The sequence below is a fragment of the Pseudaestuariivita rosea genome (genome assembly GCF_017592335.1).
Taxonomy (GTDB): domain Bacteria; phylum Pseudomonadota; class Alphaproteobacteria; order Rhodobacterales; family Rhodobacteraceae; genus Parasulfitobacter; species Parasulfitobacter rosea.
Map to the genome: position 1 here is coordinate 132,344 of NZ_JACNMP010000002.1, position 20,235 is coordinate 152,578.

Below are 20,235 nucleotides of genomic sequence, written 5' to 3' on the forward strand. Positions count from 1 at the left end.
CTTCATGCCGAGCCAAGTGTTTTACGACTTGTGATTTCGATACCTTCCTTGTCCATTCCAACTCGACCTTAATCAGTTGATCAACCCTGCATGGATCATCGCATCCTTGATCACCAGCTTCGTGCCATCGGTCAGACGCGTCAGCGGGCTGCGGACGTCTTCGCGGCAAAGGCCCAGCAAAGACAGCCCGTATTTCGCACCCACCAGACCCGGTTCCAGGAAAATCGCATGGTGCAACGGCATCAGACGGTCCTGATAGTCCAGCGCTTTCGCATAATCGCCGTCCAGCGTCGCCTCTTGAAACTCGGCGCACAACCGCGGGGCCACGTTGGCCGTGACCGAAATGCACCCAACGCCCCCATGGGCATTGAACCCAAGGGCCGAGGCATCCTCGCCCGACACCTGAACAAAATCCTTACCGCAGGTCTGGCGCTGATAGCTGACCCGCGTGATATCGCCCGTGGCGTCCTTAACACCCACGATCATCGGGTGTTCCGCCAGCTTGCCCATCGTTTCAGGCGACATATCCACAACCGACCGGCCGGGGATGTTATAAATGATGATCGGCAACCCACAATCGGCCGCCGCCAGATAATGTTCGATCAGCCCGCGTTGGGTTGGCTTGTTATAATAGGGCGTCACCACCAGGGCGGCATCGGCGCCCACGGCTTTGGCCTGGTTGACCAGCCGAACGGTTTCAATCGTATTATTCGACCCCGCACCAGCAACGACGGGAATACGGCCATCCGCAGCCTTCACAACGGTTTCGACCACTGTGTCATGTTCCGCGTGGCTTAGCGTTGGGCTTTCGCCGGTCGTACCCACGGGCACAATACCATGGCTGCCCTGGTTGATATGCCATTCGACCAGCTTTTTCAGCGTATCCAGATCCAGCTGGCCGTCCGCGAACGGCGTGACGAGGGCGGGTAGGGACCCTTTGATCATGGCACGCATCCTTTTTGTTGTGGGCACAACACAGCCCGTCATAAATGTGGCGAACACTAGCCGCCGTTGACGCACTTGCCAAGAATAGGGTTTGATGTCCAGCCGTTGCAGGTTACCTTTAATGTCAACGCTGATGTCTCACCGGGATTTGAATGCGCTTTTTTCCCGCCATTACAATGATGTTTCTTGCTCTGCCGATCAGCCCGTCTGCGGCCCAGGACAGACGTGACGGCTTGGCGTTGCTTGCGGCGTTTCGGGCAATAAACCAAGGGGAATGGGATCAGGCGCGCGAGGCCGCCGAAAGGCGCAGTGCGCTGCTGGCTGATATCATCGAATGGCGCCGTCTGCGCGAAGCGGGCGGTACGCTGGATGAGACGAATCGCTTTCTGCAGAAAAACGGCGACTGGCCCGGTCTGCAGCGTCTGCGTCGCGTGGGCGAACAGAATTTGACCCCCAATGTGCCCGCCGATCAGGTGCTGGCCTATTTTAAGGATCAACCGCCGCAAACAGGCCACGGGATGCTGCGAAAATCCATCGCCTTGCGTCAGACCGGTCAGGCGCAGCAGGCTGATGCGCTGATCGTGCAGGCCTGGCGCGAACAGACACTGACCAAAGCCGAATTTGCCACCTATCTGACCCAGCACACCAAACTGCTGACATCGCACCACGAGGCGCGGATCGATATGCTGCTGTGGCGCGGCCGGTTGGTCGAGGCGGAACGCCTGATGCCCCTGATCAACGACGACCAAAAGAAACTGGCCGCCGCCCGCATGGGTCTGCAACGCAACATCAGCGGTGTCGATGATCTGATCAAAGCCGTGCCCGATGATCTGCGCAACGCGCCCGGTCTGGCCTTTGATCGGTTTGAATGGCGTGTGAAACGCGGGTTTCGCGACGGCGCGCTTGAGATTTTGCAGCAGCATTCGGTCAGCGCCGACATGCTGGGCCGCCCCGAAGAATGGGCCAACAGGCGGCGCCTGCTGGCGCGTCAGGATATGCGAAACGGCAACGCCGGGCGCGCCTATGCGCTGGCCGCCAATCACCACCTGACGGCGGGCAGCCACTTTGCGGATCTGGAATGGCTGGCGGGCTATATCGCGCTGCGCAAGCTGAACAAGCCCGATGTGGCCATCGCACATTTCGAACGCTTCTCGGATGCCGTCGGCAGCCCCATTTCCAAAGGTCGCGCAGGCTATTGGCTGGGCCGCGCGTATGAGGTCGCCGGCAATCCCACCGCCGCCGGCCGCGCCTATGCCGAGGGCGCGCAATATCAGACCAGCTTTTATGGTCTTCTGGCCGCCGAGCGCCTGCAACTGCCCATGATGCCGTCACTGGTGCACGGGCTGGACGCGCAGGACTGGCGGGGCGCAGATTTTGTCGATAGCTCGGTCTTTCAGGCGGCGCAACTGCTGCTGCAATCCGGTCATCGCGATCTGGCCGAGATGTTTCTGACCCACTTGGCCGAAAGTCTGAATGCAAAAGGGGTCGCGCAACTGGCAAAATTTGCCATGGATCAGGGCGAACCCCATCTGGCGGTCATGATCGGCAAACGCGCAACGGGCCATGGTGTGACCGTGCCCGCCGCCATGTTCCCTGTGCATCCGCTGGCTGACGAAAATCTGACCGTGCCGCCCGAATTGGCCCTGGCCATCGCCCGGCGCGAAAGCGAATTTGACCCCACCGTCCGCAGCCGCGTAGGCGCGCGGGGGCTGATGCAGCTGATGCCCGCCACCGCCCGCGCCGTGGCATCAGATCTTGATCTTGACTATACCACCGCCAAACTGTCCGACCCCGATTTCAACGCCACTCTTGGCGTGGCCTATCTGGAGGATCTGACCCAGATGTTCGGCCCGTCCTACGTGCTGGTCGCTGCTGCCTATAACGCTGGCCCCAGTCGCCCCCGCCGCTGGATGACCGAACATGGCGATCCGCGCACCGGCGACATCGACCCCATCGACTGGATCGAACACATCGAATTCCGCGAAACCCGGAACTATGTCATGCGCGTCATGGAATCTCTGCCCGTTTACCGCGCACAACTCACCGGGCACCCCCAGCCCCTGCGCCTGACCGAAGAACTGATCGGAACCTATCCCGTCATTCGTCCCCGGATGCGCCCGGATGGGGATCGGACCGAACTTGTCGTGCCCGCGACAGAGTGAACAGCCCCGCGCCCACCACAATCACCGCCCCGACGATCACATTCCATTCCAGCGTTTCTTCGAAAAACGTCAGCCCCAGCCCCGCCGCAAAGACCAGCTGCAGATAGGCAAAGGGCTGCACCGCACTGGCCTCGGACACCTCATAGCATTTGATCAGCAGCCAATGCCCAAGCGCCCCGGTCAGGCACAGCGCGCCCATCCACAGCCAATCACGCGCGATCATGGGTTCCCAAAACCACGGGCCGACCAGCGTCATCGCCACCGCCCCCGACGTGCCCGTCCAGAAAAAGCTGGTCGCGGCGCTGTCTTTTCGGGCCGCATAACGCGTCAGCAACCCATAAAGCGCAAACATCAGGGCCGAGGCCAGCGGTACAAGTGCGGCGGGCGAAAATACCTTGACCCCCGGCTGCAGAATGATCAGTACGCCAACAAAGCCGATGCCAATCGCCACCCACCGCCGCCAGCCGACCTTTTCGCCCAGGATCGGCCCTGAAAGCGCCGCGATCAGCAGCGGATAACAGGTGAAAATCGCGTGGCTTTCCACCAGCCCCAACAGCACAAACGCCAGCACCATCACGCAGATTTCCGTGGCCAGCAGCAGGCCCCGCCCGATCTGCAACAGCGGTTGTTCTGTGCGTGCCGCGGCCCGTATCCCGCCCGACTGCCGCTGCGATAACGCGATGACAAAGGCCGCAAAGAACCAATAGCGGATCATCACGATCATCAGCACATTGTATTCGGCGGCCAGATGGCGCGATATGCCGTCCTGCATGGCAAAAACAAAGGTCGTTGCCACCATCAGCCAGATGCCCAGGCGCGGGTTCTGCGCCGTCATGCCAGCCGCGCCCGCGTCATATGCCGCTTGCGCCCGTATCCCGGTACGCGCGTCACTTCAAATCCCGCATCTTCCAATCCCCGTCGTACCGCGCCTGCCGCTGTATACGTCGCCGCCGTCCCGCCGGGGTGGGTGTGCCCCGCGACCTGCGCCATCAGGTCCGGCCCCCATAGCTCGGGGTTCTTCGCGGGCGAAAACCCATCCAGATACCAGGCATCCGCTGCGCCACCCCATTCGGGCAACGTCTTCCGTGCGTCGCCTTCGACAATTGTCAAAACCGCCGGTCCGATGTCATGCGGTCCGACGCTAGTGCCAAGCGCAGTGATCAACGGATCAACCCAACCTGACACCGCCGGAAAGGCCGCCAGCGCTTTGCGCATATCGTCCAGACCCATCGGAAAAGCCTCAAACGATGTGAAATGAAACCGGCCTTGCGCCCCGCTACCTGCCCAGGCATCCAGCGTCACCAGAAAATTCAGCCCCGTCCCGAACCCCAGTTCCGCAATCGCGAACCCATCCCGAAACCGCCCCGGCAGATCATTGCCTGCCAGAAACACATGCCGGGTCTCGGCCAGCCCGTCGTGGATTGAAAAGTAAGGATCATCAAAACGTTGCGACACCGGTGTCTTACCATCGCGCCATTCCAAATTCGCCGTCTGGCCCATTGTGATCTGATCCTTTATGTCGCTGCAGGAACAATGATGCGGGCGTGGGGGCTTGGCAATGGTCGATGTAACGGTATGTGGTGCGGGGATTTTCGGGCTGTCAGTCGCCTATGCCTGCCTCAGGCGGGGCGCGCAGGTGCAGATCGTCGATCCGAACGGTGTGGGCGCGGGCGCCAGCGGCGGCATCGTGGGGGCATTGGCCCCCCATACGCCCGAAAACTGGAACCCCAAGAAAGACTTTCAGTTCGACAGCCTGATCATGGCCGAAGACTACTGGGCGGGCGTCGAACGCCTGTCTGCGCTGCCCACCGGCTATGCCCGGCTGGGCCGCCTGCAACCCATCGCCGATGATCACACTCTAACCCTGGCCCGCGACCGGGCCACCAGCGCCAAACGTCTGTGGCAGGGGCAGGCAGACTGGCGTGTCGTGCCCGCCAGTGATCACGCGGGCTGGGCGCCGCAAAGCCCCACGGGTTGGCTGATCCACGACACCCTGTCCGCCCGCATCCACCCGCGTCAGGCAACCACCGCCCTGGCGCAGGCCATTGCTGCACTGGGCGGCCATATCACCCACCGCGCGACGCTGGCCGGTCAGATCGTCTGGGCCACGGGCTATGACGGCCTGCTGGAGCTGTCGCGCGACCTCGGCACACCCGTCGGCAACGGGGTAAAAGGGCAGGCGGCCTTACTGGGGTTCGAGGCCCGTAAACAGCCCCAGCTTTTCGCCGACGCGCTGCACATCGTGCCTCACCACGACGGCACGGTTGCCATCGGATCGACTTCGGAACGGGATTTTGACGATCCCACCAGCATCGATACCCAGCTTGACGACGTCATCGCCCGCGCCATGGACAGCTTTCCGATGCTGGCCGACGCCCCGGTGATCGAACGCTGGGCCGGCATCCGCCCCCGCGCCAAAAGTCGCGCTCCGATGCTGGGCGGCTATCCTGGCAAGCCCGATCAGTTCATCGCGAACGGGGGCTTCAAAATCGGCTTCGGCATGGCCCCAAAGGTGGGCGAGGTCATGGCCGACCTGATCCTGGACGCCCGCGATACGATCCCCGAAGGCTTTCGGGTTGAGGATAATTTTTAAGCCGCCGGATCAGCAGATCAGACCGCCGGTTGCTGTTGCGTGGCGCAGTGAATGCCGCCCCCGATCCATCCCAAAGCGTCTGTGTTCAGCGTCACAACCTCGCGGTCCGGATACAGTTGACCAATGGTGCGAATGGCCTCGGAATCCGCATCATCATCGCCAAACTGGGCCATGATCACCGCGCCATTGCAGACGTAGTAATTCACGTAAGACGCAAGAAAATCAGGGTCCCGAACCCGCGGCCGCTCGGGGTCATAGATTTCGGTGATCTGCAGGCGGCGGCCCTTCGCGTCGGTCGCTTCCGCCAGAATGGACCGTGTTTGGTGCGCCGTCCGCACCCAGTCATCTGACATATCCGTATTGCCCGGCATCTGAATAATCACCCGGCCGGGTGCAACAAAGCGGGCAAGCGCATCGATGTGAAAATCAGTGATATCCTGCCCCGCCAATCCCGGTGCCCATATCATCTTTTGGGCGCCATAGGCCTCAAGCAGTTGGGCTTCGACTGCAGCGCGGATGCCCGGATTACGGTTCGGATTCACCCAGGAACTTTCATGCGCCATCAGTGTGCCATGGCCATCTTGCTCAACGCCGCCCGGTTCACCGACCAAGCCATTATCCAAAAGAGGCAAACCCATCCGCTCCGCTACGCGGCGTGCGACCAGCCCGTCGTTCGGGTGGCGTTGCTTGCCACCCCAGCCATTAAAGTTGACATGTCGCACCGCCAACCCGCCGCCGTCATGCACGACAAACAGCGGGCCACTGTCACGCGCCCAAAGATCATCGGTCGGAATATCCCAAAGGGCTACATTTTCCCCAACCTGCTGCCGGATTTTTTCATGATGCTCGGCAGCGGCCAGCACGACGACGGGTTCAAAGGATGCAATTGCATTCGCGAGCGTCACGATGGCCTGCTGCACCTCTTCCAAAAACCAGGCCTCGCGATAAATCTGATCATCCACAGGCCACTGCAGAAATGTCCGTTCATGCGGATCATCTTCTGCGGGGACATACCATTCCTTCATTGTTCGCCCCCAAAGATCCGACCCCGACGCCATGGTCGCCGCAGCGCCTGCCAGCCCAGTCAGAACATTCCGTCGCATCATTCCGTTTCGTCCGTGTTTCATGCGGCGGCGTTCTCCGTTTGCGGGCCATTCAGGGTTCTATCTATTGATCTGGATATGCCGTGCAACCGCGTTTTCGATAAGTGTCGAAATACTGCTGACGGCAAGGGCTGTCGTTAAGAATAACTTAACGACAGCCCCGAAATGGTTAACAAGGTCAAGGAGTTACCGAATTTCATCCGCACCGCGCGCGTTGACAGGCTGTTTTGTACGTTCGGGAATCGTACAAAACCTGCGTACGAAACGTACAAATTGTCACAAACGCCAACGGGGCCGGGTCCGAAAAGCCCGAAAATGTGCAAATTGCACATTTATTTTGCCGCAGAAGCCATCCAAACGGTGCGTTAACCTTTGTAACGTTGCGGCATCAGACCAGGGCCTTCAGATTGCCCATCAGCTTGCCCAGAAAATCGATATAGGCATCATCGGTCAGACGGCCGTTGTCATCGAACTGCTTGCTGCTTTGGGCCACCAAAACTTCGGGCGATTGCAATAGCTTAGGGGCAAAGGGCATCAGCATCAGCCGGAGCGCAAACTGCGCCCGTTCACCGCCCGCGCGGCCCGCTGTGGCGGACATGATCGCCATGGGCTTGTCCTGCAGCGATTTCATGTCTGACCGGCTGATCCAGTCCAGCGCATTCTTCAATGCCCCCGATGGTGCCTTGTTGTATTCCGGCGTCGAAATAACAACCGCATCCGCTGAATTTATCTGATCTGTCAATGCCTTAACGGCCGCAGGGATGCCCTCGGCCTCTTCCAGATCACCATCATAAAGGGGAAACCGAATGTCCGCTGCGGTGAATTCTGATGCCTCGAACAGCCGCGCGGCCTCATGAATCAGTTTTGTATTCGTGGCCTCTTTCCGAAGCGATCCCGAAATCCCAAGCAGGTGCATAAAATCATCCTTTTGTTTGTCGCAGCAAAGACTAGAGTGCAAACCCACAGCGGCAAGATAAGTTTCATAAAGCGGGGGATCAGACATGCGGCACGGCGGAAAAATCCTTGTGGATCAACTTGTTGAATATGGTGTGTCGCGTGTCTTTTCGGTGCCAGGCGAAAGTTATCTGGCGGTGTTGGACGGACTTTATGACAGCGGTATCCAGAACATCGTCTGCCGCCACGAAGGCGGTGCTGCGATGATGGCCGAGGCGCACGGCAAACTGACCGGCACCCCCGGCATCGCCTTTGTCACCCGCGGCCCCGGCGCAACCAACGCCGCCAGCGGTATTCATGTGGCCCGGCAGGACTCAACACCCATGATCCTGTTTGTCGGTCAGATCGCGCTCGGTGACCAAGATCGTGAGGCTTTTCAAGAGGTTAACTATCGCGCCATGTTCGCCCCGCTGGCAAAATGGGTGGCGCAGGTCGATCAAACGGATCGTCTGCCCGAATACACCGCGCGGGCGCTTCATGTCGCTCAATCAGGGCGCCCCGGACCAGTGGTCTTGGCCTTGCCCGAAGACATTCTAAGTGCCCAGTCCAACGTGCCGCTACGGCCCGCTCACCCACTTGCGAAACGACCGAATTTAGATCAAGTGGCACAAGATATTGTGTCAGAATTGGGTAAGGCCCACGATCCGCTGATTATCGTGGGCGGTCCGCACTGGGGCCAGCCCGCCGCCGACGCCCTTGCCAAATTCGCGGAAAACCATGGCATCTCGGTGGCGTCCTCTTTCAGGCGGCAGGATTACATCGACAACCGCCACCCGTGTTATGCCGGTGATCTGAGTTTCGGTATGAACCCGGCGCTGGCAAATCACGTCCGACAGGCCGACTGCCTGCTGGTCCTTGGCGCGCGTTTGGGGGATGTCGCGACGGCGGGTTTTGCGTTGGTCGATCCTGCGGACAGGGGGCAAAAACTGATCCACATCCATGCCGATCCGGATGAGCTGGGGCACATCTATACCCCCGATATCGCAGTCAATTCCCGCGCGGATCATATGGTTGAGGCACTTGCCCAAATCCCTTTGGACACTCCAAAAACCACGCCGGCACATGATGATTATCAAAACTGGCGCACCCCCCAGGAAACGCCCGGCGACCTGAAGCTGGAACAGGTGGTGCATTGGCTGTCCGACCATCTGCCCGACGACGCCGTCATCACCAATGGCGCGGGCAATTATGCCGCCTGGGTTCACCGTTATTTCCAGTTCAAACGCTATGGCACGCAACTGGCCCCCACAAGCGGCAGCATGGGCTATGGTCTGCCCGCTGCAATTGCCGCAAAGCTTCAGCATCCGGATCGGACGGTGGTTTGTTTCGCCGGGGATGGCTGTTTTCAGATGACTTTGAATGAGCTTTCAACAGCCGCGCAACACGGTGCTGCGGTCATTGTGATCGTGGTAAACAACGGTCGCTATGGCACAATCCGGATGCATCAGGAAAAGACCTATCCGGCCCGCGTATCCGGCACCGATCTGTTCAATCCCGATTTCGTTGCGCTGGCCAAGGCCTATGGCGGACATGGGGAAGTGGTTGAAAATACGGATGAATTCCCCAAAGCCTTTCGGCGCGCGGCGGATTTTGGTCGTTTGGCCGTTCTGGAATTGAAGGTGGATCCACAAGCGCTGTCCACAGCGGCGACATTGGATCAGGTGCGCGATGCGGCCCAGAGCGACTGAAAGACTTTATTAACCAGGGCTTTGTAACTCTTCCAAAAAAGGAAGACCCAATGCGCCTGATCGTTTTATCTGTTTCACTGGCTGCTCTTGCGGCCTGCACAACGCCACCGCCCGCTTACTACGGTGTGGCTGCCACGCGGATCACGGTCGAAGGCAGCACATTTGATGTCCGCATAAAGGACCGACAGGCGCAGGCGATCCGGATCAGTCGTGAATTCGCGCCGCGCCCTGATATGATGTACCCCAAGGCAGCTTATGCGATTGAGCAGGTCAGTGGCTGTCGTATCGCCCGCAACTCGCTGAATGGCGATCAGGTGATCATCAACGCCCGTCTGGCCTGCGATGGTCAACCTCAGCCGGTTCAGGTCCAGCTTCCTAAGCATCTGGACTGTAACATCGGTGAAATCTATGAAAACCAAGGGCTTGAGCAAGTGCGGGGAACCGCCGACTGTGATGTTTGACCGGCGCTAAAATGCCGTCAAAAATGACTTTGTGACTGGCGCTGGTCACAGATGACCCTACTTTTGGCATATCCAGCAACAGGAGATGCCAGATGTCGATCAGCTTTACAGTCAATGGGGCCGAGCGGACCACCGATGCCGATCCCGCAAAACCACTGCTTTGGGTCATCCGCGATGAACTGCGCCTGACCGGTACAAAATACGGGTGTGGCGTAGCGCAGTGTGGGTCGTGCACCGTGATGATTGACGGCGTTGCACAGCGTGCTTGCGTGACCCCGATTGACGCGGTCGCCGGTGCCGACATCACCACAATCGAAGGGATCGAGGGCCCCGAGGCCGAGGCCGTCAAAGCCGCCTGGACGGAATTAGAGGTCGCACAATGCGGCTATTGCCAGTCGGGTCAGATTATGACCGCCACGGCATTTCTGCAGGAAACGCCAAACCCGACGGATGAAGATATTACTTTTGCTATGGACAATAACCTATGCCGCTGCGCCACTTACGCGCGCATCCGTGAAGCTGTGCGTCGTGCAGCTGACACGTTGGAGGCTTGATCGATGGGAAAGTTAACGCCAACCCGCCGCGCCTTTCTGGCTGGAACAGCCGGTCTTGTCATCGCTGCAACTCTGCCCCGCGGTGCCCGCGCAAGTGACGGCACCCAGCCCTTTGTACCCAATGCCTTTGTCCGCATCGCGCCGGACAACACAGTCACCGTTCTGGTCAAACATATCGAATTCGGGCAGGGCACATGGACAGGTTTGACCACAATGGTCGCCGAGGAACTGGACGCAGACTGGTCGCAAATGCGTGCTGAACATGCGCCGGCCAATGTCGAACTTTATGTGAACGCATTGTTTGGCATTCAGGGCACGGGTGGATCGACCGCGACCCCCTCAAGCTGGATGCCGATGCGTCAGGCTGGGGCTGCTGCACGTGCGATGCTGGTGGAAGCGGCTGCGAACGAATGGGGTGTCCCGGCGGCTGAAATCACCGTCAGCACGGGCGTGATCAGCCATCAGGCCAGTGGTCAAACCGCAACCTTTGGCGACATGGCAGAGGCCGCCGCGAATGTATCTGCCCCTGCAGAACCCACATTGAAAACACCCGATCAGTTCACACTGATTGGTAAAGACGTCAGTCGCATTGAAGCCGCGCAAAAAAGTAATGGCACAGCGCAGTTCACAATCGATGTGTTCCGCGACGGTATGCTGAGTGTCGCAGTGGCGCATCCCCCTAAGTTTGGCGCAACCGTTGCATCCTTTGATGCCTCAGGCGCCTTGGACGTTCCGGGTGTTGAGCGTGTCGAACAGATCCCCAGTGGTATCGCGGTTTATGCCCAGGACACGTGGGCCGCCTTCCAGGGGCGTGATGCGCTGGACATCACCTGGGATGAGGCCAATGCCGAAACCCGTTCCTCTGATCAGATGATGACCGCTTGGGCCGAGGCCGCCCGGACCGCCGATTTGGTGGCCGAGGAAAGCGGCGATCTTGACGCTGCCCTGTCTGATGCGGCTGAAGTTATTGAAGCTGAATACAGATTTCCGTTTCTGGCCCATGCCTCGATGGAGCCGCTGGATGGCGTTCTGGAATTCGGCGATGGTCAGGCCCAGGTCTGGACCGGATCGCAGATACCGACGACCGATCAGGCCGCTATCGCCTCGGTTCTGGGTCTGCAGCCGCCATCGGTCACCATCAACACGATGCTGACGGGCGGGTCTTTCGGCCGCCGCGCGACGCCGGATAATCACTTTGTCGCCGAACTGGCACAGGCTGCCCGGGCCGCCGGTCCTGGCGCCTATAAGCTGCAATGGAGCCGCGAAGACGACATGCGCGGTGGCTATTACCGTCCGCTGACGGTGCATTACATGCAGGGCGGGCTGGATAGCGACGGTAACATAGTTGGATGGCGCAACAATGTTGCAACGCAATCCATTCTGGCCGGATCACCGTTTGAGGGCATGATCCAGAACGGGATTGACGCGACCTCGATCGAGGGGTCGACGCGTATGCCCTATGATCTGCCGAATGCACGTGTTGCCATGGCAAATATGTCCAGCGGTGTGCCTGTGCTGTGGTGGCGATCTGTGGGTCACACGCATACGGCCTATGCGACCGAGACCTTCCTGGATGAACTGCTTGAACGGGGTGGAAAAGACCGCGTTCAGGGGCGGCTTGATCTGATCAGGTCCGATGCGGGTCGTGACCGTGCGGTGCTGGAACGTGTGGCCGAGATGGCGAACTGGCAGGGTGTGGATGCGGGCAACGGGATTGCCCGCGGTGTCGCGCTACACGAAAGCTTCAACACTTATGTGGCGATGATTGCGGATGTGTCAGACGATGGCGGTCAGCCACGGGTGCATCGGGTCTGGGTTGCAGTCGATTGCGGGATCGCCATTAACCCGCGGATCATCGAGACCCAGGTCGCCGGCGCTTTGGGATATGGGTTGTCTGCTGCGATGTTTGAGGAAGTGACCCTGCTGGACGGTGGTGAGGTTGATCAATCGAATTATGATCTTTACCGCATTCTTCGCCATTCCGAGATGCCCCAGGTCGAAGTTTCGATCATCGAAAGCACAATGGACCCGACCGGTATTGGTGAACCCGGCACCCCACCCATCGCGCCCGCAGTTGGGAACGCCTGGCGTGCGCTGACCGGGGAAACACCAAAACGTCTGCCGTTTGTGGCGGTCTGACCTATCGCAAACAAAAAGGCCTGCCGCATTGATTTGCGGCAGGCCCCTTTTTCACTTCTTAAGCAATACTATTTTTGCTTTGCATTTCTTGCAGCATCGATCAGATCTTGACCGATAACACCTGAAAACTGGTCATAAAGCGGAGCGAAGGCATCGCGCCAGGCTTGTTTTTCTTCGTCCGTCAAGCGAACAACCATCACTTCTTCATCAAGAATATCCTGACGACGCAGTTGGTTTGTTTCGAACGCAAATCGATTGTATTCATGCGTTGTCAGCTCAAACAATCCGATGAACTCTTCCCGATCAGTCGGGTTCAGGCTGTCCAGAAACGCTTGTGGCATAACCACGAGATATCCCAGATAGCTGTGGTTGGATTCAGTTACACCACTTTGAACAGTATGGAAGTCCTTCGTATAGATATTCGACCAGGTATTCTGTTGCCCCTGAACCTCGCCACTAGCCAGCGCATCGTATACCTTTGAAAAGGCAAGTCTTTTCGGATCAGCACCTAAAAGCCTAAACTGTGCTTCTAGAATATCCGAAGGCTGAACCCTAAACGTCAGACCTGCCACATCAGCAGGTTTGCGCAACGGTCGTGTCGCTGAAATCTGACGCATACCGTTGGTCCAGAAGCCCATTCCGACAAACCCTGCTGGCCGCACTTCGTTTTTCAAAGACTTGGCTGCATCTGTGGCCAGAAAATCCATTGCGTGGATTGGATCATCGAACAGAAACGGCAAGTCGAACATCTGCAGCTTTTGTGTGTATGCCGAGAATCTTGACAATGACGGGGCCGCCATTTGGACTTTGCCGTCCAGCATGGCCTGGAATACGTCAATATCGTTATAGAGCTCTGAGTTTCCGTAAACCTCCATACACATGCGACCATTCATCTGGGAATTGACGCGGTCGGCCAATGCAAGGGCTGTTTCACCTTTGGGGTGACCCTGGAGCGCCGTCACAATACTCATAACGACTTTGGTCTCACCTGCATCACAGTTCGCATTGGCTTGTGTCGCAAGCGGAAGGGCCAGAAAAGCGGCGGCTAGGGTACGTGTTACAAACGACATTCTATCTTTCCTTCTGAAGATGCGGCCAAGGCGCATTGGCGCTTGGTGCGCAGCATTCGGGGCGGGATTGGTGTAAGACATCTGCAGTTTCATCTTAGTTTGCCACAATATCCTGAACCCATACTTCCACACGTCTGTTGATCAGTCGTCCGGTGTTTGTTTCATTGCAACCCAAAGGCGAAATTTCGCCAAAACCGATCGCACGCATTCTAACACGTGATGAAAGATTCGGCGCGGCATTTCTGATCGCCTGCATCACTTGTTCAGCACGTTGTTGCGACAGTTCGCGGTTCAGGTCCGCCTGACCAACCGAGTCGGTGAAGCCGACAAACAACAGTTCCTTATTGGTGAAATCCTGACCTTGCATCAATTCGATCAGACGTTCGACGTCAGCTTGTGCACGGGCGTTCAGATCAGCAGAACCTGTTCTGAAGCGGTATGTGGTGGACAAACGGTCGGCTGAGATCAGCAAATCGACCATTTCGCGCAACTGTTCATAGCTTTGCGCACCATCGGGGGCCACAAGCGCTGACGCGATCCGCAGGCCTTGTGCATTGATCGATTCGGACGTCACCGCCTGATCGATGAAGCCTGCATTCGCAACAATGCTTTGCGCCGCATCAGACAGGGCAAAATCACGCAGTCCACGGGCATGTTCAGGCAGTGGCTTGTTGGTCTGGTACATGTAAAGCAGACGCGTCAGCGGGTATTCTTCCGTTTTGATCGCAAAGGCACTTGGCGGAGTTTGCAGCCCGCAAACGCCCTCAATCGCCAGCGCGCCAGCATTGCCGACGTTGGCAAAGCTTGTGAACCCGATGCCGTTAGGGTCATTCAGAACAGCCTGAACCAGATCTTCATCCGATGTATGCACTGTCACACGGCCATCAACCGCATAGCCATTGGGGCGCATGACCAGCGCATCGAAAACCTCACGCGCGCCCGAATCGGGTTCGCGGACGTGAACATTGATGGGGGCGTTCCGGCCGCCCAGGTCCGCCCAGTTTGTAACAACACCACCAAAGGCCAGCGCTGCGTTGGCTTCTGAAATAGCACGAACAGGGTTGCCCGGTGCGGTGATCAGCACCAGCCCGTCAAGGGCCACGATGTGTTCCTGCGCGCCGCTGTTCAGCGTCCCCAGACCGGCGGCTTCGAAGTTTCTAAGCTCACGATTTCGGGCAGGGCGCGTGGACAGGGCAAATGTTGCGTCTTCGTCCAGCAGGGCACGCAGACCGCTGGTTGAGTTCGTCTTTTCAACCGTAACGTCAGCAACGGCGCTGCCGGACATTTCGATGGTCGATGTGCTGTTGCCGCTATTGAATCGGAAATCTGCGCCAACATTTTCGCTATAGGCTTCGAAAAGAGCGGGGATCAGGCCTTGGCCCAGGGATTGCGATCCAACAATCGTAAATTCAGTCGCCTGATTGACATTTGGACAAGCGGGGCCGGAACAGATCACCAGGCCAGCGGGCACACTGACAACGCCAAGTGTTGTTTGAAGCGTATAGGTCTGTCCATCGAATGAAATCAGTTCGCCCGTTACACTAAGCGATTCGTCTGTTGCCCTAAGTGTCAGCCTATCTGCCAACGCAGCTGTCGCAGCCAGGCCGGTCATGAATGTACCAGCAAGCAATGCTGCCAGAGAAGTCTTTCTCATTTTTTCAGGTCCTTATCGTTGTTACGATCGTTCGACTTTTATTGCTGACGATTTCGCTATTGGTCATTCTGTTCAAATCTGTGCCCTAAAAACGGCAAATTCATGGTATTGTTGATGCTATAACGACAGGTTAACGCTGCTATGCGCCGAAAGTATGGCTCGTCATGGAATAAGTGCGAAAACTGATAAATATTCTAAGATCAATCGGCTTCTCGTGGTATTTACATCACATCGAGAAGCTTGTCCCACAGCCGCAGCTGCTGCTGGCATTCGGATTGTTGATCACAAACCGTGCTCCGATCAGTTCTTCGCTAAAGTCGATCACGGCATCGGTCAGAAAAGGCAGCGACACGCTGTCGATCACAACCTTCTCGCCTTGACCTTCAAGGATCAGATCGTCTTCCTTGGCCTCATCCAGATCGATTTCATACTGAAAGCCGGAACAACCGCCCCCTTCGACAGCGATGCGAAGCGCTTTGCCCTGATCAGCAGCGCCGATTTCAGCAAGGCGTTCAAATGCACGGTCAGTTACTTTGGGTGGCAAGGTCAACATGGGTGCGACTCGGCTGTTTATCATTCTGGATATTCCAAATATAGAAAGCCTTAGGGCAGGCGACAAGGTGAAGCGACATGCAAGCGTCCTATGCCTCGGATCCGGCAAAGGCCAGGGGGCGGCTGATTGCGGAAGAGGAAAGCAGTTTTCGGTCATGTTTTCAGCGTGACCGGGACCGGATCATTCATTCCAGCGCCTTCCGCCGACTGAAGCACAAGACGCAAGTCTTTGTTGAACATGAAGGCGATTATTATCGCACGCGGCTGACCCATTCGATTGAGGTTGCACAGGTTGCGCGCACAGTTGCCGGCGCCCTGGGCCTGAACGGCGAACTGACCGAGGCCGTCGCGCTGGCCCATGATCTGGGACATACACCCTTTGGTCATACGGGCGAAGACGCGCTGAATGCATTGATGCAACCCTATGGCGGGTTCGATCATAACGCACAGGCGGTCAAGATTGTGACGTCGCTGGAACGGCATTATGCCGATTTCGACGGGCTGAACCTGACCTGGGAAACGCTGGAAGGCATCGCCAAGCACAACGGCCCCGTGGTGGGTGATCTGCCCTACGCCCTGGCGGACTATACCGCGCGCCATGATCTTGAACTGCACACCCATGCCAGCGCCGAAGCGCAGGTCGCCGCCCTTGCCGACGATATCGCCTATAACAACCACGACCTGCACGATGGCCTTCGGGCACGGCTATTTACGGATGATGATATCTGCGATCTGCCGATTGTTGGGCAAGCCTATCAAGGCGTCGATGCCAGATATCCCGGACTGAACCCCAACCGACGCCGGCACGAAGCACTGCGCCGGGTTTTCGGGGTCATGGTGGCCGATGTGATCGACACGTCGCGCGATCTGCTGGTCCGGGCCGCGCCTGAAACCGTCGATGATATCCGGCTGCTTGGGCGCCCCGTCATTCGGTTTTCAGATGCCCTTTGGACCGATTTGCAAAAAATCCGCACGTTCCTTTTTGCACGCATGTATCGCGCCCCTTCGGTTATGGATAAGCGGGCTGAGGTCACGCAGGTGGTGGATGACCTGTTTCCGTTCTATATGTCAAAGCCAGAGTTTCTGCCGAAAGCCTGGCAACAAGACATAGAGCAAGCGACCGATCAAACAGCGCTAGCCCGGATCGTGTCGGACTATATTGCCGGTATGACAGACCGTTTTGCCCTTCAACGGCACAGGCAATTTCGCGGTGATCCAGAGGATGCTGCCGATGAAATCTGGCAGTGACGGATACGATCCGGGGTCTCTTGATCTTCGCCTTACGCCTGCGTGTCGCGATAAGGCCACAGCCCACGGATCAGGCAGGCCGCGATCAACACACCTAAAAAGATCAATGGCTGCAGGCTGGATGGGATGGGCGGCAGGTCCGTCAGGGTGAAATTCGGGTCCTGCCGCAGTTCGAACATGATCTGGTCTTCAAAGACATAAAACAGCAACTGCAGCCCGTTCAATGCGGCGACACCGCCCAAAGCGATGCCTCCAAGCATGGTCAGCCCCCAAACAAACCAGCCCCAATGCCCGGGTCTTTGGCTGGCGATGATCGCGAACCCGAACCCAATCGCTGCCGCCAGTCCTGACAACTGATAGGCAAAGGCCCAGGGGATGGGCGATGTCGAAGTATAGTTCAGCAGCACCTCTGGGCTTTGATCCTGCAACAGGTCGGGGCGTTGCAGCATCAGAAAGCTGTCCGGCTCGATCAGCGATGCAACGACCCATATGTGCACGGCATAAAATGTCAGAAACAGGACGGGCAGCATCATCATTCCGATGACCATCAGGGGAATGTAGTAAAGACGCAGTCCACCGTCGAACAGCGATATGACCGCAGTCAGCAAGGCGGCGATCACAAAAACGCCCGCCGCAACGATCATGCCGTCAAGGGCCCCAACGTCTATAGACACAACATAAAACGCAATCGCAGGCAAAAGCGTAAGCAATGCCAGCATGATCACAAAAACCCACCACCGCCGTGCGATACTGCCGACCAGCGTCAGCAGGCCCAGAAACATATACATCAGCCCAGGAACCAGAGTGATCTGCGCCAGTGTCGGGTCTGCCCCATCAGATGGTGATGGCACAGGGATCGCATAAAACTGTGTGTCCAGCAGATTGCCAAGCGTCGGCATGTCGCCCAGCCAAATTCCTGCCAACATACTGATCCCCAGAAAGGTAATCACCATCACACTATGCCGACCTGCGGCGATAAATGCGTATATTCCAACCGCAAACGGCAGCAGAAGCGACAGCAGCATGTGCCGTTCGGCGATTGCCAGCTGGGATTGGCGGATGTCGGTGAAATCCGATTTTAGCAAATGTGGTATATGTGGCAAAGCCAGGTGCAACCGCACGGCATCGATGACCAGAACAGCGATGACAAGGGTCAGCAGAACGGCACAGCCTTTTTCGACATAAGCCAGAATGCGTTTGGTTTGCGGTTCGGGATCAACACTGTCTAAAGTCATAAATACGTCTCATAATCCGATTTCGGTCACTCTTGCCTCGCGCAAGCCCCTATGCAACCCGAATTCTGCCGCCCATGGCATTGACGCAGCCCCGCCGCATGATAAACCCCGCGCGAACCTTAGGATCGGAACCCATGAACCTTTTTGCCAATATTCGCACGCTTGTGATCGATGCACTGGCCGCAATGCAGTCCGAGGGCAGCCTGCCCGATGGGCTGGACTTCACCAATGTCGCGGTCGAACCCCCGCGCGATGCGGCGCACGGTGACATGGCGACGAATGCGGCGATGGTGCTGGCGAAACCGGCGGGGATGAAGCCGCGCGATATTGCCGATGCGCTGGCCCCTAAGCTAACCAACGACCCCCGCATTGATGTGGCTGAAGTTGCCGGGCCGGGCTTTCTGAACCTGCGGCTGGCGCCCGTCGTCTGGCAGGGTGTCGTGCAGCAGGTGTTGGACAACCCGACCTACGGCCAGTCCACGATGGGACAGGGCAAGCGCGTCAACGTCGAATATGTCAGCACCAACCCCACCGGTCCAGTGCACGTGGGCCACACACGTGGGGCCGTCTTCGGCGATGCACTGTCAAGTCTGCTGAATTACGCAGGTTATGACGTCACGCGAGAATACTACATAAATGACGGCGGCGCGCAGGTCGATGTTCTGGCGCGGTCGGTCTACTTGCGGTATCTTGAGGCGCACGGCCATGAGGTGTCATTTGAAGATGGCACCTATCCCGGTGACTATCTGATCGATGTTGCAGAAGCCCTTAAACAGAAAGTCGGGGACCAGTTCGTTGATAAGGGCGAACAATACTGGCTGGCTGAAATCCGTGAATTCGCCACTGATAAGATGATGGACCTGATCCGCAGTGATCTGGCCTATCTTGGCGTCGAAATGGACGTCTATTTCAGCGAGAAATCACTTTATGGCACCGGTCGGATTGAAGAAGCGCTGCAGGCACTCGAAGACAAGGGCCTGATCTACGAAGGCATCCTTGAGCCCCCCAAAGGCAAAACGCCCGAGGATTGGGAGCCGCGTGAACAGACGCTGTTCAGATCCACAGAGCATGGCGACGACGTCGACCGGCCGGTTAAGAAATCCGACGGCAGCTGGACCTATTTCGCGCCCGATATCGCCTATCACTACGATAAGATCGAACGGGGTTTTGACGAACTGATCGACGTCTTCGGCGCTGATCATGGTGGTTATGTGAAGCGGATGAAGGCGGCGGTCTCTGCCCTGTCTGATGGGAAGGTACCGCTGGATATCAAGCTGACGCAACTGGTGAAGCTTTATAAAAACGGCCAGCCCTTCAAGATGTCAAAGCGGGCGGGCACCTTTGTGACGCTTCGCGATGTGGTCGATCAGGTGGGGCCCGACGTGACGCGTTTTGTCATGCTGACCCGCAAAAACGACGCCCCGCTGGATTTCGACTTTGACAAGGTGCTGGAACAATCCAAGGACAATCCGGTCTTTTATGTACAATATGCCCATGCCCGGGTGCGTTCCGTGATCCGAAAGGCGACCGAGGCCGGCATCGATGTGGGCGACGCCGTTCTGCCTGCTGCGGATCTATCGAAGTTGACGGATGAGGCCGAACTGAACGTCGCACGTAAACTGGCCGAGTGGCCACGTCTGATCGAAATCGCAGCGCGCAATCACGAACCGCACCGGGTCGCGTTCTATCTTTACGAACTGGCGTCTGACTTCCACACATTGTGGAACCGCGGCAACGATCTTCCGCAGTTGCGCTTCGTGCAAGAGGGCGATGCGGCCACAACTCAGGCAAAAATCGCGCTTGCCCACGCAGTTGCCGTTGTCATTTCCGCCGGTCTTGGTATCTTGGGTGTAACACCTGTCGAAGAAATGCGCTGA

At 57.8% G+C, this 20,235-nt stretch carries 17 protein-coding genes; 8 read left to right on the plus strand and 9 right to left on the minus strand.

From position 1 onward, the window contains the following. Positions 1-72 precede the first annotated feature (72 nt). Entirely contained in the window at positions 73-945 is an 873-nt protein-coding gene (gene dapA, locus H7848_RS02220; RefSeq protein WP_208347616.1) for a 4-hydroxy-tetrahydrodipicolinate synthase, read from the minus strand. 152 nt (positions 946-1,097) lie between these two features. Here dapA and H7848_RS02225 point away from each other — a divergent pair, with 152 nt between their 5' ends. Further along, positions 1,098-3,107: a lytic transglycosylase domain-containing protein gene (locus tag H7848_RS02225; RefSeq protein WP_208347618.1), complete on the plus strand. Its 2,010-nt coding sequence runs from the start codon at positions 1,098-1,100 to the stop codon at positions 3,105-3,107. Here H7848_RS02225 and H7848_RS02230 read toward each other — a convergent pair. Next, a complete protein-coding gene (locus tag H7848_RS02230) occupies positions 3,043-3,942 on the minus strand; it encodes a DMT family transporter (RefSeq protein WP_208347620.1) in 900 nt (299 codons plus the stop codon). The genes H7848_RS02225 and H7848_RS02230 overlap by 65 nt on opposite strands. Beyond that, the gene (gene mnmC2, locus H7848_RS02235; protein WP_208347622.1) at positions 3,939-4,607 is read right to left on the minus strand and encodes a tRNA (5-methylaminomethyl-2-thiouridine)(34)-methyltransferase MnmC2; all 669 of its coding nucleotides are present in this window, start codon (positions 4,605-4,607) and stop codon (positions 3,939-3,941) included. Before mnmC2 ends, H7848_RS02230 begins: the two co-directional genes overlap by 4 nt. Positions 4,608-4,665: 58 nt before the next feature. On the opposite strand from mnmC2, the gene H7848_RS02240 reads away from it, so the two are divergent. Further along, on the plus strand, positions 4,666-5,700 hold the full coding sequence (locus H7848_RS02240) for an NAD(P)/FAD-dependent oxidoreductase (RefSeq protein ID WP_208347624.1): 1,035 nt from the start codon (positions 4,666-4,668) through the stop codon (positions 5,698-5,700). Between the two features lie 17 nt (positions 5,701-5,717). Here H7848_RS02240 and H7848_RS02245 read toward each other — a convergent pair whose 3' ends face one another. Continuing rightward, complete coding sequence (locus H7848_RS02245) at positions 5,718-6,827, minus strand: agmatine deiminase family protein (RefSeq protein WP_237072530.1); 1,110 nt, start codon at positions 6,825-6,827, stop codon at positions 5,718-5,720. Between the two features lie 364 nt (positions 6,828-7,191). After that, a complete protein-coding gene (locus H7848_RS02250; RefSeq protein ID WP_208347625.1) occupies positions 7,192-7,719 on the minus strand; it encodes an NADPH-dependent FMN reductase in 528 nt (175 codons plus the stop codon). An 85-nt stretch (positions 7,720-7,804) separates the two neighbouring features. On the opposite strand from H7848_RS02250, the gene H7848_RS02255 reads away from it, so the two are divergent. The 4 genes from H7848_RS02255 to H7848_RS02270 all read left to right on the plus strand — a co-directional run bounded on the left by H7848_RS02255 (position 7,805) and on the right by H7848_RS02270 (position 12,599). Next, a complete protein-coding gene (locus H7848_RS02255) occupies positions 7,805-9,445 on the plus strand; it encodes a thiamine pyrophosphate-binding protein (RefSeq protein ID WP_208347627.1) in 1,641 nt (546 codons plus the stop codon). Positions 9,446-9,495: 50 nt separating this feature from the next. After that, on the plus strand, positions 9,496-9,906 hold the full coding sequence (locus H7848_RS02260; protein ID WP_208347628.1) for a hypothetical protein: 411 nt from the start codon (positions 9,496-9,498) through the stop codon (positions 9,904-9,906). Between the two features lie 92 nt (positions 9,907-9,998). Continuing rightward, the gene (locus H7848_RS02265; protein WP_208347629.1) at positions 9,999-10,460 is read left to right on the plus strand and encodes a (2Fe-2S)-binding protein; all 462 of its coding nucleotides are present in this window, start codon (positions 9,999-10,001) and stop codon (positions 10,458-10,460) included. Positions 10,461-10,463: 3 nt separating this feature from the next. Next, on the plus strand, positions 10,464-12,599 hold the full coding sequence (locus tag H7848_RS02270) for a xanthine dehydrogenase family protein molybdopterin-binding subunit (protein ID WP_208347630.1): 2,136 nt from the start codon (positions 10,464-10,466) through the stop codon (positions 12,597-12,599). A 68-nt stretch (positions 12,600-12,667) separates the two neighbouring features. Here the strand turns inward: H7848_RS02270 and H7848_RS02275 are convergent, their stop codons facing one another. From H7848_RS02275 to H7848_RS02285, 3 genes are all read right to left on the minus strand, one after another. Next, complete coding sequence (locus H7848_RS02275) at positions 12,668-13,762, minus strand: DctP family TRAP transporter solute-binding subunit (protein WP_237072531.1); 1,095 nt, start codon at positions 13,760-13,762, stop codon at positions 12,668-12,670. A gap of 1 nt (position 13,763) precedes the next feature. Further along, positions 13,764-15,323 (minus strand): phosphate ABC transporter substrate-binding/OmpA family protein, encoded by a 1,560-nt coding sequence (locus H7848_RS02280; RefSeq protein WP_237072532.1) that lies wholly within the window; start codon positions 15,321-15,323, stop codon positions 13,764-13,766. Positions 15,324-15,549: 226 nt separating this feature from the next. Beyond that, positions 15,550-15,873: a HesB/IscA family protein gene (locus H7848_RS02285; RefSeq protein ID WP_208347847.1), complete on the minus strand. Its 324-nt coding sequence runs from the start codon at positions 15,871-15,873 to the stop codon at positions 15,550-15,552. Between the two features lie 80 nt (positions 15,874-15,953). On the opposite strand from H7848_RS02285, the gene H7848_RS02290 reads away from it, so the two are divergent. After that, positions 15,954-17,123: a deoxyguanosinetriphosphate triphosphohydrolase gene (locus H7848_RS02290; RefSeq protein WP_208347631.1), complete on the plus strand. Its 1,170-nt coding sequence runs from the start codon at positions 15,954-15,956 to the stop codon at positions 17,121-17,123. Positions 17,124-17,155: 32 nt separating this feature from the next. Here the strand turns inward: H7848_RS02290 and H7848_RS02295 are convergent, their stop codons facing one another. Next, positions 17,156-18,358 (minus strand): hypothetical protein, encoded by a 1,203-nt coding sequence (locus H7848_RS02295; protein WP_208347632.1) that lies wholly within the window; start codon positions 18,356-18,358, stop codon positions 17,156-17,158. A 134-nt stretch (positions 18,359-18,492) separates the two neighbouring features. Between H7848_RS02295 and argS the strand changes: the two genes are divergently transcribed. Continuing rightward, a complete protein-coding gene (argS, locus tag H7848_RS02300) occupies positions 18,493-20,235 on the plus strand; it encodes an arginine--tRNA ligase (RefSeq protein ID WP_208347634.1) in 1,743 nt (580 codons plus the stop codon).